Raw genomic sequence first — 22856 nt, 5'->3', positions numbered from 1 at the left:
GAGCTCCGAACAGCCTGCGAGGTGCGGCAGGAAGCGCAGGCTCCTATGCAGGATGCGGACTTGTGCGGTGCCGACGCGGCGCGCGCCGGTCATCGAACGTTCACCCGACCAATCCGGGAAACCTGGCGCCAGACCGGCGGCATGGCCCTTGCTTGCTTTCAACAACGAATTCGTGAAGCATGCCGGCCGCTGCGGCACGCGTGCCGGGCGCAACGACAAATCGGGGGACGGCGAATGGTCGATGTTTCGCGCAGAATGCTCCTCAAGCTCGCGGCCAGCGTGCCTCCGGCCATTGCGGCCCCGGCCATCCTCACCTCGCGCGCCTTCGCCGCCGCCAAGGGCAAGACCATCACGGCGGTGATGCATTCGGACCTGCGCATCATCGATCCCGGTTTCACCACCGCCTACATCACCCGCGACCACGGCTACATGGTCTACGATACCCTGCTCGGCATCGATTCAGGCTTCAAGGTCCGGCCGCAGATGGCGGACTGGACCGTCTCTGACGACAAGCTCACCTACACCTTCACGCTGCGCGACGGCCTGAAATGGCACGACGGTGCGCCGGTCACCGCGGAAGACTGCATCGCTTCGCTGAAGCGCTGGGCCACCAATGACGGTACGGGGCAGAAGCTGATGGACTTCACGGCGACGCTCGAGCCAGCCGGACCCGGGACCATCGTGCTCAAGCTGAAGGAGCCGTATGGTCTGGTGCTGGAGAGCATCGCAAAGCCCTCCTCCTATGTCGCCTTCATGTTGCCGAAGCGGCTCGCGGAGACGCCGCCGGGCAAGCAGATCCCTGAACAGATCGGCTGCGGCCCATTCAAGTTCATTGCCGCTGAATTCCAGCCGGGCGTCAAGGCGGTCTATGAGCGCAACGCCGACTATCTGCCGCGCAAGGAAAAGCCGGATTGGCTGTCGGGCGGCAAGGTCGCCAAGGTCGATCGCGTCGAATGGATCACGATGCCCGATGCGCAGACCGCGATCAACGCGCTGCAATCCGGCGACATCGATTTCCTCGAACAACCGTCGATCGATCTGGTGCCCGTGCTGGAGGCGAACTCCGATCTCACCGTGGGTGTGCTGAACAAGTTCGGCTTCCAGATCGAAGGCCGGATGAATTTCCTGCACCCGCCGTTTGACAACCCCAAGATCCGCCGCGCCGCGTTCCTGGCGATGAACCAGAAGGACGTGCTCGACGCAACCGTCGGCAATGCCAAATATTACGAGATCTGCGGCGCCTATTTCGCCTGCGACACCCCCCTCGCCAGCGACGTCGGCGCGGAGACGCTGATCAAGGGCAACGGCATGGCCGAGGCGAAGAAGGCGCTGGCGGCCTCGGGCTATGACGGCACGCCGGTCGTGATCATGATCCCCGGCGACGTGCAGACCCTGAAGGGGCCGCCGACCGTGGCGGCGCAGCTGTTGCGCGCGGCAGGCTTCACCGTGGACGCGCAGGTGACGGACTGGCAGACCGTGGTCAGCCGACGCGCCAGCCAGAAGCCGCCGAAGGAAGGCGGCTGGAACCTGTTCTTCACTTTCACGGGTGCCACCGAGACGATGAATCCGATCGTCAACAACCAGATCGCTGCGAACGGCAAGCGCGCCTGGTTCGGCTGGCCGGAGAACGCCAAGATCGAGCAGATGCGCGACGCCTACGCGCGCTCCACCACCCCCGAGGCGCAGAAGCAGCTCGCGGTGGAGATCCAAAAGGAAGCCTATGAGCAGGTGATCTATATCCCGCTCGGCCAGTTCCGTCTGCCGAGCGCGTGGCGCAAATCATTGACCGGCATATTGGACGGCCCGGCGCCGCCGGTGTTCTGGAACGTCGACAAGACGGAATAGCTGCGCGCGGCCAAAATATCGAAAACAACCCCATGCAAAGGAGCCCGCTTCTGCCGGCGTTCGACAAGGCAACTTGACACGTCGGGCAACTCAGGGATACATTTCCAATATTCCGAAATCGTGCACACGCCCTGCGCCCGCAGGACCACCGCATCAAGACCATCGCATCAAGACTATCGCATATGGCGTGAGCAGACTTGTCAGCACCGTCATGGCCGGGCTTGTCCCGGCCATCTACGTCTTACTTGACGCTGAAACCAAGACGTGGATGCCCGGGACAAGCCCGGGCATGACGAATTTGTGGGAGACTTCATCGTATCGTCGCCGCATCACTGGCCGTTGGTCCGGCGCGCGGCTTTCGGCGCCTCGTCCTTCAGCTTCTCCAATGCGCCGGGCATCATCTGTCCGAACATCGAGCTCAGCATCGCGGTCGGGATCAGGCCGGCGCTGTTGCCTTCCTGGCTCGGTCCGCCCGACATCAGGAATTGCGGCACCAAGGGCTGATTGATCCGCGTCAGGGCGTCGGCGAATTTTGCAAAATTCTGCTCGGCAAGCCGGTACTCGGGCCCGCCATAGGCATCGACCGACAGCTTGGTCGCCTGCGCGTTGGCGGCGCCGACCGCAAGCACCCGGTCGGCCTCGCCCTGGCCTTCGAGCCGCGACTGCTCGCCGACCGCGGCCGCCGTCACCTTCCTCGTTTCGGCATCCTTCTGGGCGCGGGCGAACGCCGCCGCGCCCTCGTTCTCGTTGACCCTGACCTGGATCAGCGATTGCGTCAGTGCCGTCTGCGCCGCCGCCGTCGCCTTGGCTTCGTTCAGCGCGCGCTCCTGCACCGCGGCCTTCTCCTGCTCCTGATAGGTCTCGATCTGCTCGCGCGCGATCTGGCGCGAGCGGAGCTGGATCAGGATGTTCTCGATGGTGTGGTCGCCGGGGGCCGCCCGGGGCGTACCGATCAAGACCTCCTGAAGGTCGAGCGAATAGCTCTCGAACCTCGCCTTCATGTCGTGTGCAGCTTCCTCCTGGATCGCGGCGCGGTTCTGCAGCAACTCGATCAGCGTCATCTTCTGCGCGATGTTCTTGAAGAACGCGCTGACCATCGGGTCGAGCGTCTGCTCGACCAGCTTCTTCACGTCGCCGAAGCGCTGGATGATCATCGGCGCCTTCTTGTAGTCGATATGCATCACCACCGAGAGTGGCAGCGTCGGCTCGAACGCGTCCTTGGTGATCAGCGAGATCTCCGAAAGGTTCTCGTCGAGCTTCATCGCGCCGACCTCGCCGCGCATCCATTTCAGGATAAAGTTGACGGTCGGGATGATCTCGATCTTGCCGGCATATGTGTTGAAGGCGTACTTGCCCGGCAACAGCGGGTCCTTCCAGACGCCGCGGCTGCCGTTGAGCACCAGCTCGCCATGGCGATACTGCTCGCCCGAGACGTCGTCGGTGCGCGGGCCGGTGTAGAAGATCACGACGCCGACACTACCGACCGGGATCACCGTCTTCGGCGCCGCCTCGACGGTCGCGAACAGCCGGTTGATGTACCAGGTGCCTTCGACGATGACCTGGAGCTGGCGGCCGCGATAGCCGCCACCCTTCAGGAATTTCTCGGGCTCCTGGAAATTGTTGTGAAACGTCGCAGCGTCCCGCAGCTCGATGCCGACTTCGGGCGCGATGATCTCGCCCGGAGGCAGCGACGGGCCGTCATGCACGGTGACGATGCCGACCAGGTCGTGATCGGCCGCCAGCACGACCGGCGCAAAGCCCCAGCGCTCGGTGATCGTGAGCTGCATGCTCTCCAGCACGCCGCGTTCCCGCTCGCTCAGCGCATGACCATAGACGCGCTCGTCGGTGATGACGGCGAACTGCGTGGTGTTGATCGCATAGGTACCCTCGCGCAGGATCTTGCGCTGCGGCCCCTTCTGGCCGCCGCCGAGCAGGAAGCGGCGCGCGTCCTGGAAGTCCGACTTGTCTTCGGTGTCGTTGGCGCCGAGCACTTGCGACGGCTCGAGCGGCACACCGTCGCGCGCGAACACATAGGCGATCTTGCCCTGGCCGACGGTCACGAGATCCGAGCGGTGGATCCGGTACATGAAGGGAAACATCACGTGCAGGCCGCCGCGCAGCACCTCAGGCTCATAGCCGGCTTCGCCGTTGAGCGCGATGAAGCCGCCGTCGATCGAGCCCTTCACCGCCCACAATTTCTCGACGATGCCGACCTGGTTGTTGGGAATGTAGCGAAATACGTTCGATATCCGCAGCAGGATCACACATGCGACCACGGCTGCGATCCAAATGGCAGGCTGGGTTAAACCTGAACCATTAAGAAAACCGAGGAAGTCCATAGCCCACCTCCACAATTCGCAACTGGGCGGTTTGGAACCCAAACCTGCACCCAAGAATTGCGGAGCGGAGATGGTGCGCGGCCTTGCGGGCACAAGGCGTGAACATTATTCGCGCAGCCGATCTTTTTTTGAAGACAGCATGAACCGGCGAACGACTCGCGCGACGTTGATCTGCGCGATGGCGTTGCCGCAATTGCGCATCATTCGCAGCGTGGCGGCGCGAAAGGATTTGCCCGACAATTGGGACTCATACGTCCGCCTCTGGGGAAAGCGGCGACTGCCAGCATCGGTCGTCATTGCCGGCTTTCGACCCAACTGAGACATCGCGCATCAGGCCCTTTTTCCCAGCGAGACGATCGAAAAGTGCTAGGCTTTGGCTATCGCCTCCGGCGGTTTCCATGGCGGGGCCAGGTGGCGTGATTTCATCACCAATTTCGGAAGCGCGAGCGCCACGTCGGCAGTCGCTATCACGGCGCAGCACGCTAAGGCGAACCTATCGTACTAATTGATGGACCATCCGCACGATGCGCCTGTGAGCCGCCGCCCGGAGGTTGATAGAGAGGCAAAGCCATACTGGAACAGGAGAGAGCCATGTCGGCTAAGCTATTCCGCAAAGGCCTGCACGCTTTGGCACTATTCGGCTTGGCAAATCATTTGGGAGGAGTTTCGATATCCGTAGCCGTCGCCGAGGCTCAAACAAAACCGATACAAGAACCCATTACGGGTAACGAAGATCTTGGAGACCTGAGCCAGCCCGAACAGGCATTGGCCCAGTTCTACCGCGCCTTCAATACCCGTGATCTGAAGATGATCGACGACAACTTCGCTCATACCGATGAGGTTGCGATCGATAATCCTCTCGGAGGCATTCGACGGGGAGCAGATCAGCCACACGCGATGTATGAGGGAGTCTTCAAGAGTCCGGCTGATGTTCACGTTGTATTTTGGGACTACACCATCCACCGCGCGGGCGATGTATTCTGGGCTGTTGGGCGTGAACGCGGCACCTATCGTGAGGGTGATGTCGAAAAAAATCTAAACATTCGCACGAGTCGCATCTTTCAACTGATCGATGGGCGCTGGCGGCAGATGCATCATCACGGATCAATCGAAGATTCCAAACTTCTCGGCGACTATCAAAACGCAATTCGATCGGCAGCGGCGAAAGCCACTAAGTCGCCTTAAATTCATACGCCAAGGGCCAGAAATCGGTCAACGATCGCTTCTGGCCCACAGACAGCGTTCATTCGGACCGATTTCGACCTCGCCCATCGCGGCATTGACGGGGAATGCCGCGATCACGTCCGGCGGCGACACCCCATGCAGATGAATTTCGACATCGTCGTCACCTGGTCGAACACCGGGTCGTCGATGCAGAGCTGGTGATGTCGGAGGAGATGGTGTCGGGTGAGAAGCCGTTGGCGAGCATCGCGCGCGCGGTCTTGAAGGCGAACGAGCCCTTGCCGTGCCCGATGTCGAACAGCACGCCGCGCTCGCGCGCCTCTGGCACCACCTTCTTCACCCTGCCCTGCGTGCTCAACGTTTCGGGTCACGTCCGCGGATATGGTCAAAGCCTTGCTTGATTGCGGCGAAGCGCGCTTCGACCACGGATTCGAATTCGAGGTCGGTGAAAATATAGGGCCAGTCGTTTTCGACGCCCTCGCGGACGAGTTCACCGACATACATGGGATCGATGCCCTGGGAGATGCGTTGGCGGACCAGATCGATCCGCTCGGCAAGCGGGCCCGACGTCGGCAAGGTGCGCGTCTCACCCTCGAAGCGCTTGGGGAGGTTGCGCGTCGAGTCCATGATTTGAGTGCGGATGAACCCGGGACACAGCACCGATACGCCAATCCCGCGCGGCGCGAGTTCACCCCGCAGTCCCTCGGACAGCGCGACAACGCCATACTTTGAAACGTTGTAGGCCGTGCTTCCCCCTGAAATGAGGCCAGCGAGCGAGGCCGTATTGACGATCTGTCCACCCTCGCCATGCTGCTCGATCAACGGCCCGAAAATCTCGATCCCCCAAATGGTCGCCATCAGGTTGACGCCCAAGGTCCAATCCCACGACGTGTCGGTCCAGGTACCATAAGGCCCCCCGCCGCCGACGCCCGCGTTGTTGACCAGGATATGCACCTTGCCGTAGCGGGCCGTCGTGGCTTCGGCCGCCGCCGCGAGTTCGGCCTTGAGTGAGACGTCCGCTTTCACGCCATCGACATCGACATTGGTCCGCCTCAGTTGTTCGAGCGCCGCGGACAGTGCCGCGTCTTCAATATCGCAAAGCATGACCTTCACCCCCGCCTGAGCAAAAGCGGTCGCGATCCCCAACCCAATACCTGACGCCGCACCGGTCACGAACGCGGTCTTTCCAGCAAGTTCCTTCACGCGCAGTCTCCCCCGTGCAAGCAGGCACCCTTGGCCGCAAACGCCAAGCATCTCGAGACGCCATATCACCGCACTTTCAAGCGATTGGGAAGTGTGCGGGATGTCAGCTCCCGGCCCCGAATCGGTCATTCAAGCGCGTGGTCCAACACCGCCTTGCAGTGTATCAGCGTCGTGTCGAAAACCGGCACCTCGACATTGCCTTCATTGAGCAGCATTCCTACCTCGGTGCACCCCAAAATCAGGCTGTCGGCCCCCGACGCAGCAAGCCGCTCAGCGATTGCTACATAGGCCGCTCTGCTCTGTTCGGTCGTTACGTCCTTGCAGAGCTCCTCGTAAATGATCCGGTGTATTTCCGCTCGGTCGCCGGGATTTGGGATGACGGGCCTAAGACCGGCGGCAATCAATCTATCGGTATAGAACGACTGCTCCATCGTGAAGGAGGTTGCCATCAAACCAGGCGTCCGAAGCCCCTTCGTCTTGATTGCATGTGCGGTCGCGTCAGCGATGTGAACAAACGGGATATGAACTCCCGCCATCATCTCATTCGCAAGCTTGTGCATGGTATTCGTTGCCAAAACAATGACCTGTGCGCCTCCGCGCTCCAGCGCCCTGGCCCCCTCGTTGAGAATAACTCCAGCGGCCGTCCAATCGCCCTTCATCTGGAGGGTTTCGATCAGGGCAAAATCAAGAGAGCGGATCAGCAACTCGGGAGAGTGAAGTCCGCCAAGCCGCTCCCGCGTCATCGTGCATAGCTCGCGGTAGTAAATTTGGGTCGAAGCCGCAGACATTCCGCCCAGTATGCCAATGGTCTTCATGTACGTTCTCTGGATGATTGCGGCCTGGCATAATACTTGATTGCGACTTCCGTTTCTGGGCCCTTAGCGGACGTCGCGGCGGTCAGCCGTCTTTGTCGGTTTTTGACCCAAAGCGGACATGTCTCGCGAAGTCGATAACTTCACAACCCTCCAAAGGCACTCACCAGCGGATAAGTCCGGAAGATGAAGACGTACTCATCCCGCTCAAAAGCGAAGCTAAACTGTGATTCGTGCCAGGTCAGTGCATCCTCACTAATCGGCTCGCCATTGACTCGACTGTCGAGGAGTTGGGTATACGAAACGGCGGACGGCGTATCGGCGACATTGTCCACGAGATCGCAATAAGCGAAGCCTTTGAGTTGCGGATCAGTGTTGCCATCCGCCCAACTCTTTCTCGACTTCGCCTTGATCTCCACCGACAAATTGCCACTATCATCAAGGCGATTGAAAGAGACGTCAGACCTCGCGGGGTAGAGAGCACCAACCGCGCTTTCTTTTGATAAAAATTTCACTTCCGGCTTGCTGGGCTCAGCGTGGAAGTATGAGTAAAGCGGATGGCCGTCAAAGAGCACTGCTTTTAGATTTTTGTCGTGATACCCTTCAAACGCCCCCACCGTTCGGAAAGCGCGCTGCGCGTCGGAATTTGGATGCCAATACCTGGGCTTGCTCGCAGGCCAATAGGGACGAATGGCTTCTCGCACCGGCTCGGGCAGCTTGACCCAAGAAAAGCCCTTGCAGTTGGAAGGCATCGCCCGATAGCCCGGCCTCCAATGCACGTGATCCCATATGTTCTTTCTATTTATTCCCAGAACCTCATAGGTAATGAAATTCTTCGGCGCCTCGGTGCGGCGCCATTCCTGCCATTCCTCGCGCGTAGCTCTGCTAACTGTGGCGCCGAAGAATTTGAGTTTGGAAATCGGGCTTGCGTAGGCGTCCTCCGAGACATAGGCGAGACCGAGCCAGGGCGCGTCCGCATTTTCGTAGGTCACAACCAGCGGAAGCAGCGTAGCGGGCACTTTGCCGTTTTCCGTCGTCTCTCCCTGGCAAGCTTCCGGTGGACGCACCACAACGCCCCGGCCGTCTTTCATTTTTAGGCCATACACCATCGGCGCGATGTCGATCTCGACGGTCCGATCACTATCCTTGTAGGTCGTGACCCTGACATTGCAGCCAACCACGATATCTAAATCGAGCGGATCGCCCTTGTAAGCGAAGCTGGCCTTGAACCGGTAATAGTAGCCGCGATCCTGGCCGGGAGTGGTGACCTCGACCGACTTCGTGAAGCTCCAGCCGCCGAGAGCCCGGAATTCCCGCGGCACCAGTATGAGCCCCGTGCAGAACACGAGGAAGATGATGGCGCTGAGCCATGCAGCGATTGTTTTCATGTTAAACCACTTCCAGCAGTCGCGGTTTTGACCGCATAGCATTTCGGTCCTATAACAAACAGAGGTTGCAGGATTAATCAGCGTCTACTGATATCTTCTTACTTCGCTTTCACCAATTGTTAGCCAGTTTGAAGACGGCGCGGCTCTTGAGGCGCTGGTCTGGTAATGGCCCTTAGCCGACATCGATTCAGACACCCACGAAGTCAGCTTTTGGGGAAGAAGCCGAAGCGGACTCTTTGAGCGCACGCCCTATCTCGGGTGCCACCAGCGGCCGCCGATCACGACTCCTTCTGACGCGATCTTGCGGTCACCGGTCAGGTGTTCGCCGACCACGTCGACATAATCGAACTGGCCTTCCTTGATCGAGAGCAGCGTGGCGTCGCCGACGCTGCCGGGCTTGAGGCTGCCGAGCTCCGGCCGCCGCAACGCCATCGCGGCATTGACGGTGGACGCCGCGATCACGTCCGGCAGCGGCATCCCCATGCAGAGGAATTTCGACATCGTCGTCACCTGGTCGAAGGCCGGGCCGTCGATGCAGAGCTGATGGATGTCGGAGGAGATGGTGTCGGGATAGAAGCCGTTGGCGAGCATCGCGCGCGCGGTCTTAAAGGCGAACGAACCCTTGCCGTGGCCGATGTCGAACAGCACGCCGCGCTCGCGCGCCTCCAGCACGACCTTCTTCACCGTACCCTGCGCGGTCGCTGGCGTATTGGGGAACGGACGGAACGCATGGGTCAGCACGTCGCCCGGCCGCAAGCGCGCCAGCACCTCCTCATAGCTCGGCGGCGGATGGTCGATATGCGCCATCAGCGGCATGCCGACCTGCTCTGCAACTTCCAGCGCAATCTCGAGCGGCACCAGCCCAGAGGTGCCCGAGGCGAACAGGCCGACCCGCACCTTGATGCCGACGATGAGGTCGCGGTTCTCGTCGGCCACGCGCGCGGCGTCGACCGGATTCATCAGCCGCAGCTCCTCGCTCTCGCCGACCATCACGCGATCCGAGAAGCCGAAGATGCCGGCATGCGAGACGTGCAGATAGGCGAGGATGCGGACCTGGCTCGGCTCGATCACATGCTTGCGAAAGCCGGCGAAGTTGCCGGGGCCGGCGCTGCCGGTATCGACCGAGGTGGTGACGCCGGAGGCGCGACAAAACTCCTCGGCGTCGATGCCGAGCGAGGTGCCACCCCAATAGACGTGGGTGTGCAGGTCGATGATCCCCGGCGAGACGATCAGCCCCGACACGTCGCGAACGTCGGTCGCGGCATCGGCCTTCAGCTCTCGGCCGACGGCTGCGACCTTGCCGCCGGCAAAGGCGACGTCCGTCACCGCATCGAGCTTTTGCGACGGGTCGATCACCCGTCCGCCGCGCAGAATCAAATCGAAAGGCATCGTGTTCTCCGGATTTCCGTCCGGCACGATGGTCGACTTCGCCGCCGCCTGCAAGCCGTTCAGCCGACACGGGCCTGTTGGGAAACCGGCGCGGTCACTGTCGCGTGATCCGCGCTCTTGTCCCCGGCCATGGCCGACGCGACGATCGCCGCAAGGGCCGGGTTATGCACCGCCTCCGAGGCCGCAATAATCTGTTGGGCCCAGCGGTACGAGGATTCGAAAATCTCCTGATGGCGGTCGAAATCCGTCACATCGATGCCGTCGGGCGTTGGCGGCCGCATCACCATGTCGAGCGGCGTGGTCGGCAGCGTATCGTAGCGCTGATGCGCGACGAGGCTACGCCACAACACATTGACGGCACTTGGAGCCGCCGGAAGCGATTTTCTCCGGAACGGCGTCAGCAGCGACGCCAGCAGCTCGAGCCGCCCGGGCAGCGCGGCATAGTCGACGTCGAACATCTCGGTCGCCGGCTCACCGAAATGGACCACCAGGTTCGGCCCGCTCTTCAGCTGATGCATCTGCGCCAGCGGCACGTTGTCGACGAGGCATCCGTCGACCAGCATCGATCCATCCCTTGTATAGAACGGCGGCAGCAGGCCGGGGATGGCGCTCGATGCGCGCACCGCCTGCCACAGCAGACCGGTGCGGATCAATTCGAGACTGTGCGTCGACAGATTGGTCGCGACCGCCGCGAACGGCCGCCAGCAATCCTCGATGCGGCAATGCAGGCCGTATTGATCGGCCAGCGCCGCATCGAAGGCCTTGTGGTCCAGCAGCGCGTAGCGCGGCCAGGTCGGGCGGCGGAAGCTGCGGCTGGAGACGAAGATCTCATGGGTGCCGCGCTCGAGATGCTCGGCGTCGTAGTTCTTGGCAAAGCCCGCCGCCATCGCCGAACCGACGCTGGTGCCGACGAAGATATCGAACATCGCGCCGCGCTCACAAAACGCCTTGTAGATCCCGACATGCGCGGTGCCGAGGCTGCCGCCGCCGCCGGCGACAAACCCGACGGCGCGGCCGCACAGGAAACGCACCAGGCTGTCGATATCGATCTGGTCCTCGAGCGCGACATGATGATGCATGAAGCATGGAAGCCGCGCGAGCCAGGCCGCGGTGCCGCTGACCTCGTGACGCCTGACGTCGTGAACACGAACCAGGCGCCGCGCCGACGCCGGATGCACGGAGCAGGCGAAGCTTTCGATCTCGGTCAGGTCGGGCGCGGGAGCATGGCCGCGGCAGGCGAACACGACAAGGTCGGCCTGGCGAATGGTTTTCCGCGCCCATTCCGAGGCTTCGTGACCACCGAAATAGGCCACCAGCGGCGCGTCGTACTCGATCCCGTTGAGCCAGTCGGCGACTTCGGATGCGTCGAGCCCGCGGCCGGGAAACCTGGCTTGAACGCGCGCGAGGTCGACGATCTCGGCACCGGCCGCGGCAAGGCTCTGACGCAGGCGCGCTTCAAAGGCCGCAGGCACCGGCTCCCGTCCGCCTGAGACCAACGCAACGGTCCGCGCCTTCGGTGACGCCCGGACCGGCAACAGGCGCGCAGTCTGGACCGCAAATCGCTGTGCAAGCGCGGCCAGCAGTGCGTCGATGATGCCGGGCGTTTCCTGGACAAGCCTCGCATAGGCCGCACGTGTCAGCACCAGCACGCTGGTATCGCGGATCGCGATCACATTGGCCGTGCGCGGGATGTTGGCGAAGAAGCCGATCTCGCCAACCAGCTCGCCGGCCCGAAGCTCCGCAATCGGCTCGGAATGATCGGTCCGGTACACCGCGAGCGCGCCGTGCAGCACCAGGAACAATGCGTCCGAGGCGCCGCCCTGCTCGACCAGCAGCTCGCCGCGCACGAGGTCGCGCCGGGTCATTGCGCCAAAGGCGATCAGCCGCTGCTCCGCGCTGAGGGTCCTGAACAGCGGGAAGTCCGCGGACACGGTCCCCCCCGCAAACGTTGCACTCGGCGGCACACGGTTCGACTGCATCATCAGATGTTAGCTCCCGGCCGTCGCCCCGGCGAGCGATATCAGAGCATGATCGGCAGCACCCGGCCGCTATTCCTTGGGAGCACTGCAACAGGAATTGCAGCGCGCCCGTTTATCGGCCTCACCCGACCAGTTCCGGCCACGGCACGATGGTCGACTTCACCGTCTTCATCGCCATCGCGTCGGCGACCGCGCACGCCACGCCATCCTCGGTGAACGGATAGATCGTCTGCATATCGAGCCAGGGGTATTTGTTGCGCGTGCGGTAGAGCATGTCGACACCGAGCGGCAGGTCGTTGCCGGTAAAGCCCCAGGAGCGACCTTGATCAAGGCCGCGTTTTTGCCGACTTCCGGCCATGGCACGGTCCGGATTACGGGCTTGGCTCCAGGTCCATCATGGGTGCAGACGCGGATCTGCTCCATCGGTTCGCTCTCCCTGTCCTTGTCGTTGGCCCGGGCACGGCCGCACCGACTGTAGGTCAGGACGATTGGGATGTCATGAATGCCTGTCATGAAGGGATTCGTGACAGACCTTGGCGGGACGAGGCGCTTCAACTCTCGACCGGAGTATTTTTTCGCGCATCGCAAGAAACCATCGATTGTGAATGCAACTGAGTGCGAAGAAGCTTGTAGCATTGCGGGGACGACACCATGAATCCAGGTATCGAAGGCATCGTTGGCATGTACGTCAAGATGGGCGAACTGGACACGCTGCAACGAATGAAAGAGCATCGGCAGAGCCTGCTGGACCAATGCGTCGATACGGCGAATTTCAGCTTTGACGTCACGCGATCGATCTACAGGAGCGACCTCGAGGTGATCGAAGCCGGCATCGAGAGCCTCTCAGGCGAGGTCACCGGCCATGTCGATGTTTTCAACGAGAACAGAATCGCCGGCTGGGCCTTGTACGACCAGCACCCCGACAAACGGGTGACGATCGATATCTATTTCAACGGCGATCACGTTGCCGAGGTCGTCGCCGATCAGTTCCGCAAGGATCTTCTGAAGCTCAACAAGGGCGACGGGCACCACGCCTTCATGTTCGAGCCGCCAGCCGGGTCCTATCAGCCGCCTTTGCAGCTCGAGATCCGCGCGGCGAAACGCAAGGTGCTGAAAGCGGTGACCGTCGAACCGCCGGCGGAGACTGTCGAACCGGCAACGGACGGCGAAGCCGAATAACCTCGCCGCGCTGGCGCAGACGCAGATGACAGCAACAAGCGCAAGCCAGAATTTCTGGTCGCACGATCGAACGTCTCCGCACCATGAGCTGACCAATTCACGGCAAGTTGGGTGAAGTGGCCGGAGATGCCAATGTCGGCTGCGGCACGACGGACGAGCGCGGCGGATTGACAGCAATGGTCGCTCCATCCCACCCTGCGGTGGCACCGTCAGGTATTGGAATGAAGCTGCAGCCCGGGTCGGAACGAATCTTCGCGGACGACAGCACCGACCCGCTGGACGGACGTGTGCAATGGGCGCCGGCGAAATCGCTATGGCTCGGCAGCATGACCGTGGTCGCGATCATGTTCGGGCCGCTGCTGTTCTCGTGGAGCGCGTTCGCACTGTTCATCGTGACCAGCGCGATCACGCTGTGCTTCGGACATTCGGTCGGCATGCACCGGCGCCTGATCCATGCGAGCTTCGACTGTCCGCTATGGCTCGAGCGGCTCTGCGTCTATCTCGGCACGCTGGTCGGGATGGCCGGTCCCTACGGCATGGTGCGGCTGCATGATTTCCGCGACTGGGCGCAACGCCAGGCGGCGTGCCATGCCTACTCCCGCCACGCTGCCGGCTTCTGGCGCGATGCCTGGTGGCAACTGCACTGCACGCTCGCGCTGAAGCACCCGCCGCTGTTCCGGCTCGAACCCCGGCTTGCCGATGACCGCTTCTATGCCTTCGTCGAGCGAACCTGGATGTGGCAGCAATTGCCCTGGGCGATGCTGTTCTTTGCAATCGGCTCGTGGAGCTGGCTGGTCTGGGGCATCTGCGTCCGGGTCGCCGTCTGCGTCACCGGTCACTGGCTGATCGGTCATTACTCGCATCGCAAGGGCGGACAGACCTGGGTCATCGAAGGCGTCGCGGCCCAGGGCTAAAATGTCGGCATCGCCGGGCTGATCAGCATGGGCGAGAGCTGGCACAACAATCATCATGCCTACCCCGGCTCCGCGAAGCTCGGGCTGCTGCCGGGTCAGATCGACCTCGGCTGGTGGCTGATCAAGGCGTTCGAGGCAACCGGATTGGCGAGCGACATCAAGACGCCGGATAATCTTGGGCCGCGCCCGGGTTCGCGCCGCGTCGATGGCCTGCGCGAGGCCGATGCGGTCGCCGGGGCATAGCAGCTGCGCATTGTTGCCGTCATCCGCATGCCGGATCGCCGTTGCGGACCAGGCGCCACGCCGCTATACGACCAGCGTCGGAAAAGGCAGACTTGGTTTGGTAAGCCCAAGTCCTTTCGAAAGCGAAGTCTTTTCGAAGTCGAAGTCCCTTCGAAACGAAAGCTCTGGTCTCCTGCTTGATGCGTGAGATCCCCACGACGAACACCGGACGCCGTCCAGGCGCCCATTGTTCGTCCGTGTGGTTCTCAACCCGACGAACCGCTCGGGTCGAACATCGACAAAGGAGCAGTTCATGCATAACGACCACCCCCTCCCTTATGATGTCGTGATCGCCGGTGCCGGCCCGGTCGGTTTGATGCTTGCCTGTGAGCTGCGGCTCGCAAAACTCTCGGTCCTGGTGCTGGAGCAGGCCGCGGACCCGCATTCGCCGTTGAAGCGGCTGCCGTTCGGCATGCGCGGTCTCTCGGCGCCCACCATCGAAGCCCTCCATCGTCGCGGGATGCTGGACGACATCGCGGCGCCGCAGCGTGCGAAAGATGGCTCGAGTAACGTATCGAATGGCGCGCATTGGATGCAACAGCCGCGCCGCCCGGCCGGCCATTTCGCAGGCATCCAGTTCTTTCACGACGATATCGATACGTCGAAATGGCCGTTTCGCCTGCCGAGCCCGGCCGGCACCAGCATGGCGGTCGACATGGAGTCACTCGAATCCGCCTTGGCCGCGCGCGCAACCGCTATGGGCGTCGAGACCAGGCGCGGCCTCGGCGTCGAGGCGCTTGATCAGTCCGATGACGGTGTGACCGTTGGCGCCGCCGGCCACACGTTCCACGGACGCTGGCTGGTCGGTTGCGACGGCGGCCGCAGCATGGTGCGCAAGGTCGGCGGCTTCGATTTCGTCGGCACCGATCCCGAGTTCACCGGCTATTCGGTCGAGGTCGAGATATCAGATCCGGACAAGCTGCGTCCGGGCCGCCACTACACGCCGACGGGCATGTATACGTACGCGCATCCCGGCACGATCGCGATGGTCGAATTCGACGGCGGCGCTTTCCACCGAACCCAACCCATCACGCGCGAGCATGTGCAGGCGATATTGCGCCACGTCTCCGGCACCGACGTCACATTGACGGCGCTCAAGCTCGCCAGCACCTGGACGGATCGCGCCTGTCAGGCGACGGCTTACCGCAACGGTCGCGTGCTGCTCGCGGGCGATGCCGCGCATATCCATTCTCCCCTCGGCGGCCAGGGGCTCAATCTCGGGCTCGGCGATGCGATGAACCTCGGCTGGAAGCTCGCGGCCACGATCCGCGGCGACGCGCCGGCCGGTTTGCTCGACAGCTATATGAGCGAGCGGTATCCGGTGGGCGCGCAAATCCTCGACTGGTCGCGCGCCCAGGTCGCACTGATGCGACCGAGCCGGAGTTCGCGTGCGCTCGAAGCCATCATCCGCGATCTGATCGCGACATCGGACGGCGCGACATATTTTGCCGAGCGCGTGTGGGGCGTTTCGCTCCGCTACGATCTTGGCGGCCGCCATGCGCTGGCGGGCCGCAGTGCGCCCGACTTCGCGCTCGCCTGCGGGATGACGCTCGGCGAACTGCTCAGAGACGGGCGCGGCCTGTTGCTCGACTTTGAGCCGCGCTCGCCCCTGCAAGCGCTCGGCGATCGCTGGCGTGGGCGGGTCGACTATGTCGCAAGCGACGCCAGGGATCGGCTCGGCCTCAGCGCCGTGCTCGTGCGCCCCGACGGCGTCGTCGCCTGGGCCGCCGACGCCGCCCCCAGCTTGAGGACGCTGCACAGGCCATGTCGCGGTGGTTCGGCGAACCGGATGCGGCGCGCGAAGCGGCCGCAATCTCTTGAGAAGCTGCGCGCGGCAGCACCGCGCACTTCTCTTGCACCGTGTGCGGGTTCCCCATCTCAACCGTAACGCCCCGTTAACCCTATCAGCCTTAGGGTCGTCGGGGCTCCGAATGGACGGTGGCCGGGTTTGTGGTGATGTCGTTTGCACAGAAGAAAACTACCGTCGTCCCCGCAGCCGAGGAGCGGCGGCGCTTCCAGCGCGTCAAGGTGCACCTGCTCGGCCGCTACATGCTGCCCGACCGGCGCGAATTTCCCTGCCAGATTATCAACATGTCGCCGGGCGGCCTCGCGCTGCTGGCGCCGGGCATCGGCAATGTCGGCGACCGCGTGATCGCCTATCTCGACCATATCGGCCGCGTCGAGGGCCGCATCACCCGGATCATCGACAACGGCTTTGCGATGACGATCGGCGCCACCGCGCGCAAGCGCGACAAGCTCGCCGCCCAGCTCACCTGGCTCGCCAATCGCGACATCCTCAATCTGCCCGAGGATCGCCGCCACGACCGTATCGTGCCGCGCAACCCGATCGCCCTGCTGACCCAGGAAGACGGCACGCGGATGACCTGCCGCATCATCGACCTTTCCTTGTCCGGAGCCGCAATTGCCGCGGAGAACCGCCCGCCGCTGAAGTCGCTCGTGATGCTCGGCCGGGTGCAGGCCCGCGTGGTGCGAAATCTCGAGGAAGGCTTCGCGCTCGAGTTCGTCCACGAGCAATCAGCGGAAACCCTCGAAGAGAGCGTTACCGCGAGGTAAAGCGAAAAACCGCTCAAGACCCCGGTTTCAGCCCGCGAAGGCGGCCTCCGGTACACCGGTGGCCGCCTTCGGTGCGTTTGGCGTAGTGAAATCGGCGGTTAACGGCCGGCGCTTTTGACGCAACAAACCGCGCTGGCGCAGCGTTCTCCGTATTAATGCATAAAATTTGAATCAATTGCAGTTGTTTCAACTTTTAGGCGAATTCGATTCAAGTAAAGATCGAATTAGCCGCAGCTTTTACCAGTATTCGCGTCAAATCTACTTCGCGTACTTAGCGGCGGCGCAAAAGCTTTGTGCGAAACGTGGTCCCAACAAAAAGAACGGGGGCCACAATGTTTGGTTTCAGGGGACAGGGGAAAGGTTTGGCGGTTGCCGCCATCCTTTTTGCAACGTGCGTGTCGGCCAAGGCCGGCGACGTGGTCTACGCCAGCCTCGGTGACGTCGCACGTTCGCCGATCGGCTGGGTCGAGTTCTGCGCCGACAATCCGGCCGAGTGCCGCGGCGGCAAGACACAACCACGCGACATCGTTATGTCGCAGACCGCTTGGCGCGACCTCGTGCGGGTCAACAAGTGGGTCAACGAATCCATCAAGCCGATGACCGACATGGATCATTGGGGCGTGATCGAGAAATGGTCGTTGCCTTCGGACGGTTACGGCGACTGCGAGGACTACGTGCTCCTGAAGCGCAAGATGCTGATGGACGCCGGCTGGCCCCGCGAGGCGCTATTGATCACCGTGGTCCGCGACAAGAAGGGCGAAGGCCACGCGGTGCTGACGGTGAAGACCGACAAGGGTGAGTTCGTGCTCGATAACCAGAACGAGAGCATCGTCGCCTGGACGGAGACCGGCTACCGCTTCGTCAAGCGGCAATCGCAGAGCGATCCCAATGTGTGGGTCTCGCTCGGCGACAACCGCCCCGCAGTTTCAACCGCAAGCTCGCGCTGAGCAGAGAGCCAAGGATTTTCGAGTTCGCGACCCGGTCACATCCCCACCCCTCCCCGTCCCAGACCGGTTCGCGCGCGGCCAGGCTTCCCCCAAAGCCTGGCCGCAACCTTTTGCGGGGTACGAGAAGTCCTGGCCGAACTCCGCAGCGCCGATGCGGCACCACGCAAGCTCGCCGCAATCGATCGGCGAGTTCGTCAGCGTTTGTTCGGGTTCGCCTTAGCGCGACGAGCGGCATTCCATGTAATGCTGCGCCTCGGTCGAGGCCTCCCGGACAATTTCGAGCTCGCAAGCTGCCGCCCACGCGCGTAACTCATCCCGCTCGTACCGGAACGCGAAGGGCGGATGGTACCAGTCAAAGTTCACGAGATCGCAATGCTGCTCCGAGAACGCCGGATTGTGCCAGCACTTGATGAAGTGGTTGTAGATGAAGGTCTGGATGTCATAGGCACCGGCCTTGATGCCAAGAAACGGCAAATCATTCTCGATCGTGATTTGGCCCTGAGAGCGCTGCAGATCTCGTCCAAGCGCCGTCAACTGGCTCGCCGTGGCAAACGCTTCGTCGTTTGACATCGGAATGATCGTGGCGCGCAAGGCGTCGTCGACGGCTTCACGCATTGGCGCCTTCTTTGCGTAGGCGGTGATTGCAATGGTGCCACCGGGCGCGAGTTGCCGCACCAAAGTCTGGTATGTAGCGCGCGGATCTGGCGTATGATGGATCGCGGCCCGGCAGATGATGAAATCGAACTTCTGCCCTGTCGGCAATTCACCTGTGATGTCATGATTTAGCAGCGTCGCAATCCCGTGCCGCTCGATCGTATCCAGCGCGCCGTGAATATCGGCGCCGACATAGTCGAGATGGGCCGGGATCGGCGATGCCGTGAGCTGGTTGAGGATGTCGCCAAATCCGCAAGCAGCATCATATACCGTTGTCTTGCGTTCCGACGCCTGCTCGCGAATACGCTTGAACAGTCCGGCCCACGGCAATTGCCTGCTCGGCATCGCCTTCGCTGCTTCAGGATTCTGCTGAACGAACGACTTGAAGCCCAGGTCGCTCGACCATTGCTTCGTGTAGTGATCGGCCGTCTGCTCGTTGTCTCGCATGCTGCCTCTCCTTGGAGAAAAAGCTAGCACTGCAACCAGACATTCGCAACGGGACCAGACACGCGCTCCGGTGCGTGCCGGTTTGCGGCCGCGCCGCGCAACGATTGAGGCCGGCCGGCGAGCGCGACGCTCACTAGGCAAATTGCGAAACGAGCACGTCAAGATTGCCGATGTTCGCAGGTGGAGAGACCAGCGCAGCGCTCGTCGAGACCACCCCGATGACGGCTAACCCTCACCGCAAACAGTCAACCGCGTCGATAGGCGGTGCTCGACTTGGGACCCGCTGGACGATGCGCAAGTCGTGCCCACCGCTTTAGAAGAAGCGCTCAAGAAAGGCTGACGTCTCGTCGGTGATGCCGACGATCTTGTTGGTGGCCTGGCGATAGAACTTGAAGTTGAGCTCGGTCTCGGGCCGGCCGTCGTCCCAATCCTTGAAAGGCTCGAGTTGGTCGCGCCCGAGCGGGCACGTCGCCAGCGCGGTGCGCTTGATCACGATGCTGACGCGCGGCGTTTGCCTTTCGATGCCGACCTTGCGCGGCACCGCCTCGGCCGAGGTGACGAGCGCGCGGACGATCAGGCCCTTGCCGCCCTCGTTCTCGCTCGCGAATACGAACACGATGTCGCCGGCGGCGATCAGCTTGCCGCCATACATGGTCTTCTGCGCCGTGAAGGCGAACGCTTTCGCCCGGAGTTCGGAGATCTCGGTCTTGATCGCGAATGCCATTCCCCGCCTTACCGTCCAATCCCCGGCTCGTGCCGCCACGCTTGACATCCTAGCATTCGGCCTATTGAATTGAATTCAATTCAGCTCACGGATGGACAATGACGGTCTCCAGCCCGGCAACGCGGGAAAGGCTGCTCGCCGCAGCCCAGGACGAACTGATCGAGGGCCAAGGACACATCGAGATGCAGGCCGTCGCCAGACGGGCGCAGGCCTCGGTCGGGCTCGCCTATCACCATTTCGGATCGAAAGCCGGCCTGATCGCCGCCGTGGTCGAGGGGTTTTATGAACTGCTCGATCAGGCAGCCTTCAGCGGCGCCAAATTGCCGACGGCAGACTGGGCCGGCCGGGAGAAGGCCCGGATCGGCGCCTATGTCGCGTTTCATTATCAGCACCCGTTTGCTCCACTCGTGATCGGACCGCTGAGCCGCGCGGCCGAGGTGCTGGATGTCGAGACCGCCTTCACCGCCCGGCAACTCGCGGCCGGAGCGCGGATGCTCGAGGCTGCGCAGCGCGACGGGATCGTCGGCACGGACATCGACCCTCACCTCACCATCGCGTTGATGATCGGCGGCATCCGTCAGGCACTGATCGGTGCGCTGACCGCCGCGCGGCGGCCGGATCCGGCCGATCTGACCGACGACATCTGGGCCTTCATGGCCGCTGCGTTGCGGCTGCCCGCCGAAGCCTCCGTGAAGTCAAAGCCAACGCGGCGCAGCCGCCGCTAACGTTCAACAATAACCCCAAGGTTGGTGGCCATCTTGTTCAACCCGCACGATTTTCACACGCCGCAATCGTCCTACACCAAGCCGGATCTGCTGCGATCGAGCGAGGGCGGCTATTTCGGCCCGGCTAATGCACAACTCCCGGCGCCACCGATGCTGATGATGGATCGCATCACCGAAATCAGCACCGAGGGCGGCGCCTTCGGCAAGGGCCATGTCGCCGGCGAACTCGACATTGCACCTGATCATTGGTTCTTCGCCTGTCACTTTGCCGGCGACCCCGTGATGCCCGGCTGCCTCGGGCTCGACGCCATGTGGCAGATCATCGGCTTCTGGCTGGGCTGGTCGGGCTCGCCGGGCAAAGGCCGGGCGCTCGGGGTCGGCGAGGTCAAGTTCAGGGGACACATCACGCCGGACGTGAGGTTGGTGCGCTATGAGGTCGACATGCGCCAGGTCAGGCGCGGCCGGCTGGTGCTGGGTATCGCCAACGGCCGTGTGCTTGCCGATGGCGCCTGTGTCTATCTGGCGAAGGACATGAGGGTTGGCCTGATCGCGCCGACGCGCTGAACCCGCTCGCGTCGAACAGTCCCGTTTTGGGACAGAAGCCTCGGAATTTGCGGCGAGTTTTGCACTCCCCGCGCCACCTGCTTGAATCTCCGGGGGTTTTGCCCGCGCGGTGGTTGTGGTATTCCGAACCTTTCAATTGACGTCCGGTTCTGGTCGCATGGTCGAACTTGCCCCCCGGAATTCACAAACCAGCAGCCTGATTGGCGTGCAGCCGATCGCGATCGGCGCCGTGGCGCTGGTGCTCGTGCTGTTCGGGATCGGCTCGATCGCGCTGTGGCGCGCCTTCAGCGGCAACGTGCCCGAGACCGACCGGATGATCGCCGCCCGTCAACTGCAGGCGCGGACCGCGCAGGTCTCCGAGGCCTTGGTGGAAAAGACCAAGGGCATGGAGGCGACCCAGCAGGAATCCATCGACCAGTTGCAGGAGGTGCAAGACCAGCTGCTGACCATGCGCAAGCAGTTCGCCCTGCAGCAGGCCGACGCCAGGAGGCTCTCCGACCAGGTCGCTGCGCTGACCGAACAGGTCGAGGGTCTGCGCCAGTCACTGGCAAGCGCGCAGGCCAATGAGCCGGCCGCCGAGACCGAGCCGCGCAAACGCTCGAAGGCCACCCGCAGCGCCAACCGGAAGCGCCACAGGTCGCGCGGCTGACGACCGAGGGTGCCAGGCGCCCGGCCATCAAAATGCGCCAAATCCCGAACAAGATCAGGGTCCAAGGTGGAGCTTTCCGGGCGCCAGGCCTGCCGCGGCAGCCTCGCATAAGTGCCCGTTACCGTGAATTAATCCGGACTTTGTGAACTGGTTCACATATCGGCCCTCGAATCCGAGTCATCCTTAAATGACCGGATGGCGTGAGCCGATTTCAATATCCGGGGCTGGCAAGGTCGTTGACGGTATACTACGTCGACGGCCTTGTTTTTTTGGCCCTGCAGCGAGGGTCCCCGAGACTACCCAAAAGGAAAGCCGGGCTCCGCACATCGGGAGCGGCCCTCGCGCACGTGCGGTCCGCAAATCGGTTTCAGCTTGCAGCTCCGCACGCGCAAAAATCGCCGCGGCCGAAGCCGCAACCAGCGGCGTTGACAGCCTACTTGGTGCGATCGCGCTGGAAGCGATCGGTTCTCAGCCGCAACCGCGCAAGCTTCGGCTCGAGCTGGTGGAGCGCGTAGACCAACGCAATGGCAAGACTCGAAACAACCACCATGAACAACAAGGTCAGATCAGGAATGGTCAGCATCTTTCGGATCCTCTGAGGCCAGGCTCCAATCGCAGCCGGCCCTTGTGTTTTCGCGACGCGCTCACGCACCGACTGCTGCAAGGCGTTGCAAGCAGCGTACCAATGCGCGACGGCCTCGGCGTCAAGACACCGAGGCCGCGCCATTCATTCCAAGACCATCAGCATGGCGATCGAATGGACCTGCCATGCTTCAAGGGATGGCTCAGTTGCAAACCTGCACTGGCCGGATTTGCCAGCCATACGGTGTCAGCATGCGACGCCGCACGACGTAGCAGCCGCCGTCACCATAGCCATAGCCATCGTCGTAGCCGTAGCCGGCGTAGTATGGATTGCCGTAATAGCCGTCATAGTAATCATAGGCGCCGTAACCTAGCCCGAAGCCGACCGCCGCGGCAGCGAACGGATATCCCCAGCCCCAGCCGCGCCGATAGTAGCCGCCGCGCCAGCCTCCACCATGCCAGCCGCCGCCGTGCCAAC

Annotated in this window: 21 protein-coding genes and 3 pseudogenes; 11 read left to right on the top strand and 13 right to left on the bottom strand. The window is 62.5% G+C overall.

Features of this window, described 5'->3' with window-relative positions:
* Positions 1-234 precede the first annotated feature (234 nt).
* Positions 235-1845, top strand: coding sequence for an ABC transporter substrate-binding protein (locus tag H8A92_RS11475; protein ID WP_420831309.1), 1611 nt, complete (start codon positions 235-237; stop codon positions 1843-1845).
* Between the two features lie 329 nt (positions 1846-2174).
* On the opposite strand, the gene H8A92_RS11470 is transcribed toward H8A92_RS11475, so the two are convergent.
* Both H8A92_RS11470 and H8A92_RS11465 read right to left on the bottom strand, forming a co-directional pair.
* The gene (locus H8A92_RS11470; RefSeq protein ID WP_229195902.1) at positions 2175-4184 is read right to left on the bottom strand and encodes an SPFH domain-containing protein; all 2010 of its coding nucleotides are present in this window, start codon (positions 4182-4184) and stop codon (positions 2175-2177) included.
* A gap of 105 nt (positions 4185-4289) precedes the next feature.
* Positions 4290-4481: a hypothetical protein gene (locus tag H8A92_RS11465; protein WP_229195901.1), complete on the bottom strand. Its 192-nt coding sequence runs from the start codon at positions 4479-4481 to the stop codon at positions 4290-4292.
* Between the two features lie 294 nt (positions 4482-4775).
* On the opposite strand from H8A92_RS11465, the gene H8A92_RS11460 reads away from it, so the two are divergent.
* Positions 4776-5369 carry a YybH family protein gene (locus H8A92_RS11460; protein ID WP_229195900.1) on the top strand — a complete coding sequence of 198 codons (594 nt, stop codon included), beginning with the start codon at positions 4776-4778 and terminating at the stop codon, positions 5367-5369.
* Positions 5370-5453: 84 nt separating this feature from the next.
* On the opposite strand, the pseudogene H8A92_RS11455 reads toward H8A92_RS11460, so the two are convergent.
* The 7 genes and pseudogenes from H8A92_RS11455 to H8A92_RS11425 all read right to left on the bottom strand — a co-directional run.
* Positions 5454-5733: pseudogene (locus H8A92_RS11455) on the bottom strand (amidohydrolase/deacetylase family metallohydrolase); the annotation flags it as partial.
* Entirely contained in the window at positions 5721-6569 is an 849-nt protein-coding gene (locus H8A92_RS11450; protein WP_229195899.1) for an SDR family NAD(P)-dependent oxidoreductase, read from the bottom strand. The gene H8A92_RS11450 and the pseudogene H8A92_RS11455, both read right to left, overlap by 13 nt.
* A gap of 125 nt (positions 6570-6694) precedes the next feature.
* A complete protein-coding gene (locus H8A92_RS11445) occupies positions 6695-7384 on the bottom strand; it encodes an aspartate/glutamate racemase family protein (RefSeq protein WP_229195898.1) in 690 nt (229 codons plus the stop codon).
* 140 nt (positions 7385-7524) lie between these two features.
* Positions 7525-8769, bottom strand: coding sequence for a hypothetical protein (locus tag H8A92_RS11440; protein WP_229195897.1), 1245 nt, complete (start codon positions 8767-8769; stop codon positions 7525-7527).
* A gap of 249 nt (positions 8770-9018) precedes the next feature.
* Positions 9019-10158 (bottom strand): amidohydrolase/deacetylase family metallohydrolase, encoded by a 1140-nt coding sequence (locus H8A92_RS11435; RefSeq protein ID WP_229195896.1) that lies wholly within the window; start codon positions 10156-10158, stop codon positions 9019-9021.
* A gap of 59 nt (positions 10159-10217) precedes the next feature.
* Positions 10218-12089 (bottom strand): cyclic nucleotide-binding and patatin-like phospholipase domain-containing protein, encoded by a 1872-nt coding sequence (locus tag H8A92_RS11430; RefSeq protein WP_229195895.1) that lies wholly within the window; start codon positions 12087-12089, stop codon positions 10218-10220.
* 169 nt (positions 12090-12258) lie between these two features.
* Positions 12259-12453: pseudogene (locus tag H8A92_RS11425) on the bottom strand (sorbitol dehydrogenase); the annotation flags it as partial.
* A gap of 335 nt (positions 12454-12788) precedes the next feature.
* Between H8A92_RS11425 and H8A92_RS11420 the strand changes: the two are divergent.
* The 6 genes and pseudogenes from H8A92_RS11420 (at position 12789) to H8A92_RS11395 (ending at position 18033) form a co-directional block, all read left to right on the top strand.
* Positions 12789-13316: a hypothetical protein gene (locus H8A92_RS11420; protein ID WP_229195894.1), complete on the top strand. Its 528-nt coding sequence runs from the start codon at positions 12789-12791 to the stop codon at positions 13314-13316.
* Between the two features lie 221 nt (positions 13317-13537).
* Entirely contained in the window at positions 13538-14230 is a 693-nt protein-coding gene (locus H8A92_RS11415) for a fatty acid desaturase family protein (protein WP_229195893.1), read from the top strand.
* A 27-nt stretch (positions 14231-14257) separates the two neighbouring features.
* Positions 14258-14473 carry a hypothetical protein gene (locus tag H8A92_RS11410; RefSeq protein ID WP_229195892.1) on the top strand — a complete coding sequence of 72 codons (216 nt, stop codon included), beginning with the start codon at positions 14258-14260 and terminating at the stop codon, positions 14471-14473.
* A 292-nt stretch (positions 14474-14765) separates the two neighbouring features.
* Positions 14766-16333 (top strand): annotated as a pseudogene (locus H8A92_RS11405) (FAD-dependent monooxygenase).
* Between the two features lie 135 nt (positions 16334-16468).
* The gene (locus H8A92_RS11400) at positions 16469-17086 is read left to right on the top strand and encodes a PilZ domain-containing protein (RefSeq protein WP_163160632.1); all 618 of its coding nucleotides are present in this window, start codon (positions 16469-16471) and stop codon (positions 17084-17086) included.
* A gap of 332 nt (positions 17087-17418) precedes the next feature.
* Positions 17419-18033 (top strand): transglutaminase-like cysteine peptidase, encoded by a 615-nt coding sequence (locus H8A92_RS11395; RefSeq protein ID WP_229195891.1) that lies wholly within the window; start codon positions 17419-17421, stop codon positions 18031-18033.
* Between the two features lie 216 nt (positions 18034-18249).
* Here H8A92_RS11395 and H8A92_RS11390 read toward each other — a convergent pair whose 3' ends face one another.
* Together H8A92_RS11390 and H8A92_RS11385 are read right to left on the bottom strand one after the other, a co-directional pair.
* On the bottom strand, positions 18250-19134 hold the full coding sequence (locus H8A92_RS11390) for a class I SAM-dependent methyltransferase (protein WP_229195890.1): 885 nt from the start codon (positions 19132-19134) through the stop codon (positions 18250-18252).
* A 313-nt stretch (positions 19135-19447) separates the two neighbouring features.
* Positions 19448-19858: a hypothetical protein gene (locus tag H8A92_RS11385; RefSeq protein WP_229195889.1), complete on the bottom strand. Its 411-nt coding sequence runs from the start codon at positions 19856-19858 to the stop codon at positions 19448-19450.
* 98 nt (positions 19859-19956) lie between these two features.
* Between H8A92_RS11385 and H8A92_RS11380 the strand changes: the two genes are divergently transcribed.
* From H8A92_RS11380 to H8A92_RS11370, 3 genes are all read left to right on the top strand, one after another.
* Positions 19957-20583: a TetR/AcrR family transcriptional regulator gene (locus H8A92_RS11380; RefSeq protein WP_229195888.1), complete on the top strand. Its 627-nt coding sequence runs from the start codon at positions 19957-19959 to the stop codon at positions 20581-20583.
* A gap of 24 nt (positions 20584-20607) precedes the next feature.
* Positions 20608-21147, top strand: coding sequence for a bifunctional 3-hydroxydecanoyl-ACP dehydratase/trans-2-decenoyl-ACP isomerase (gene fabA / locus H8A92_RS11375; protein ID WP_420831308.1), 540 nt, complete (start codon positions 20608-20610; stop codon positions 21145-21147).
* A 157-nt stretch (positions 21148-21304) separates the two neighbouring features.
* Positions 21305-21796 carry a hypothetical protein gene (locus H8A92_RS11370; RefSeq protein WP_229195887.1) on the top strand — a complete coding sequence of 164 codons (492 nt, stop codon included), beginning with the start codon at positions 21305-21307 and terminating at the stop codon, positions 21794-21796.
* 433 nt (positions 21797-22229) lie between these two features.
* Here the strand turns inward: H8A92_RS11370 and H8A92_RS11365 are convergent, their stop codons facing one another.
* Positions 22230-22379, bottom strand: coding sequence for a hypothetical protein (locus tag H8A92_RS11365; RefSeq protein WP_163160625.1), 150 nt, complete (start codon positions 22377-22379; stop codon positions 22230-22232).
* Between the two features lie 202 nt (positions 22380-22581).
* On the bottom strand, positions 22582-22856 hold a 275-nt coding region (locus tag H8A92_RS11360; RefSeq protein WP_229195886.1), incomplete at its 5' end, for a hypothetical protein.

Origin of the sequence: Bradyrhizobium acaciae (assembly GCF_020889785.1) — a bacterium.
GTDB lineage: Bacteria > Pseudomonadota > Alphaproteobacteria > Rhizobiales > Xanthobacteraceae > Bradyrhizobium > Bradyrhizobium acaciae.
Note: the sequence above shows the minus strand (reverse complement) of the source record. Positions and strands in the feature narration are given on the sequence as shown.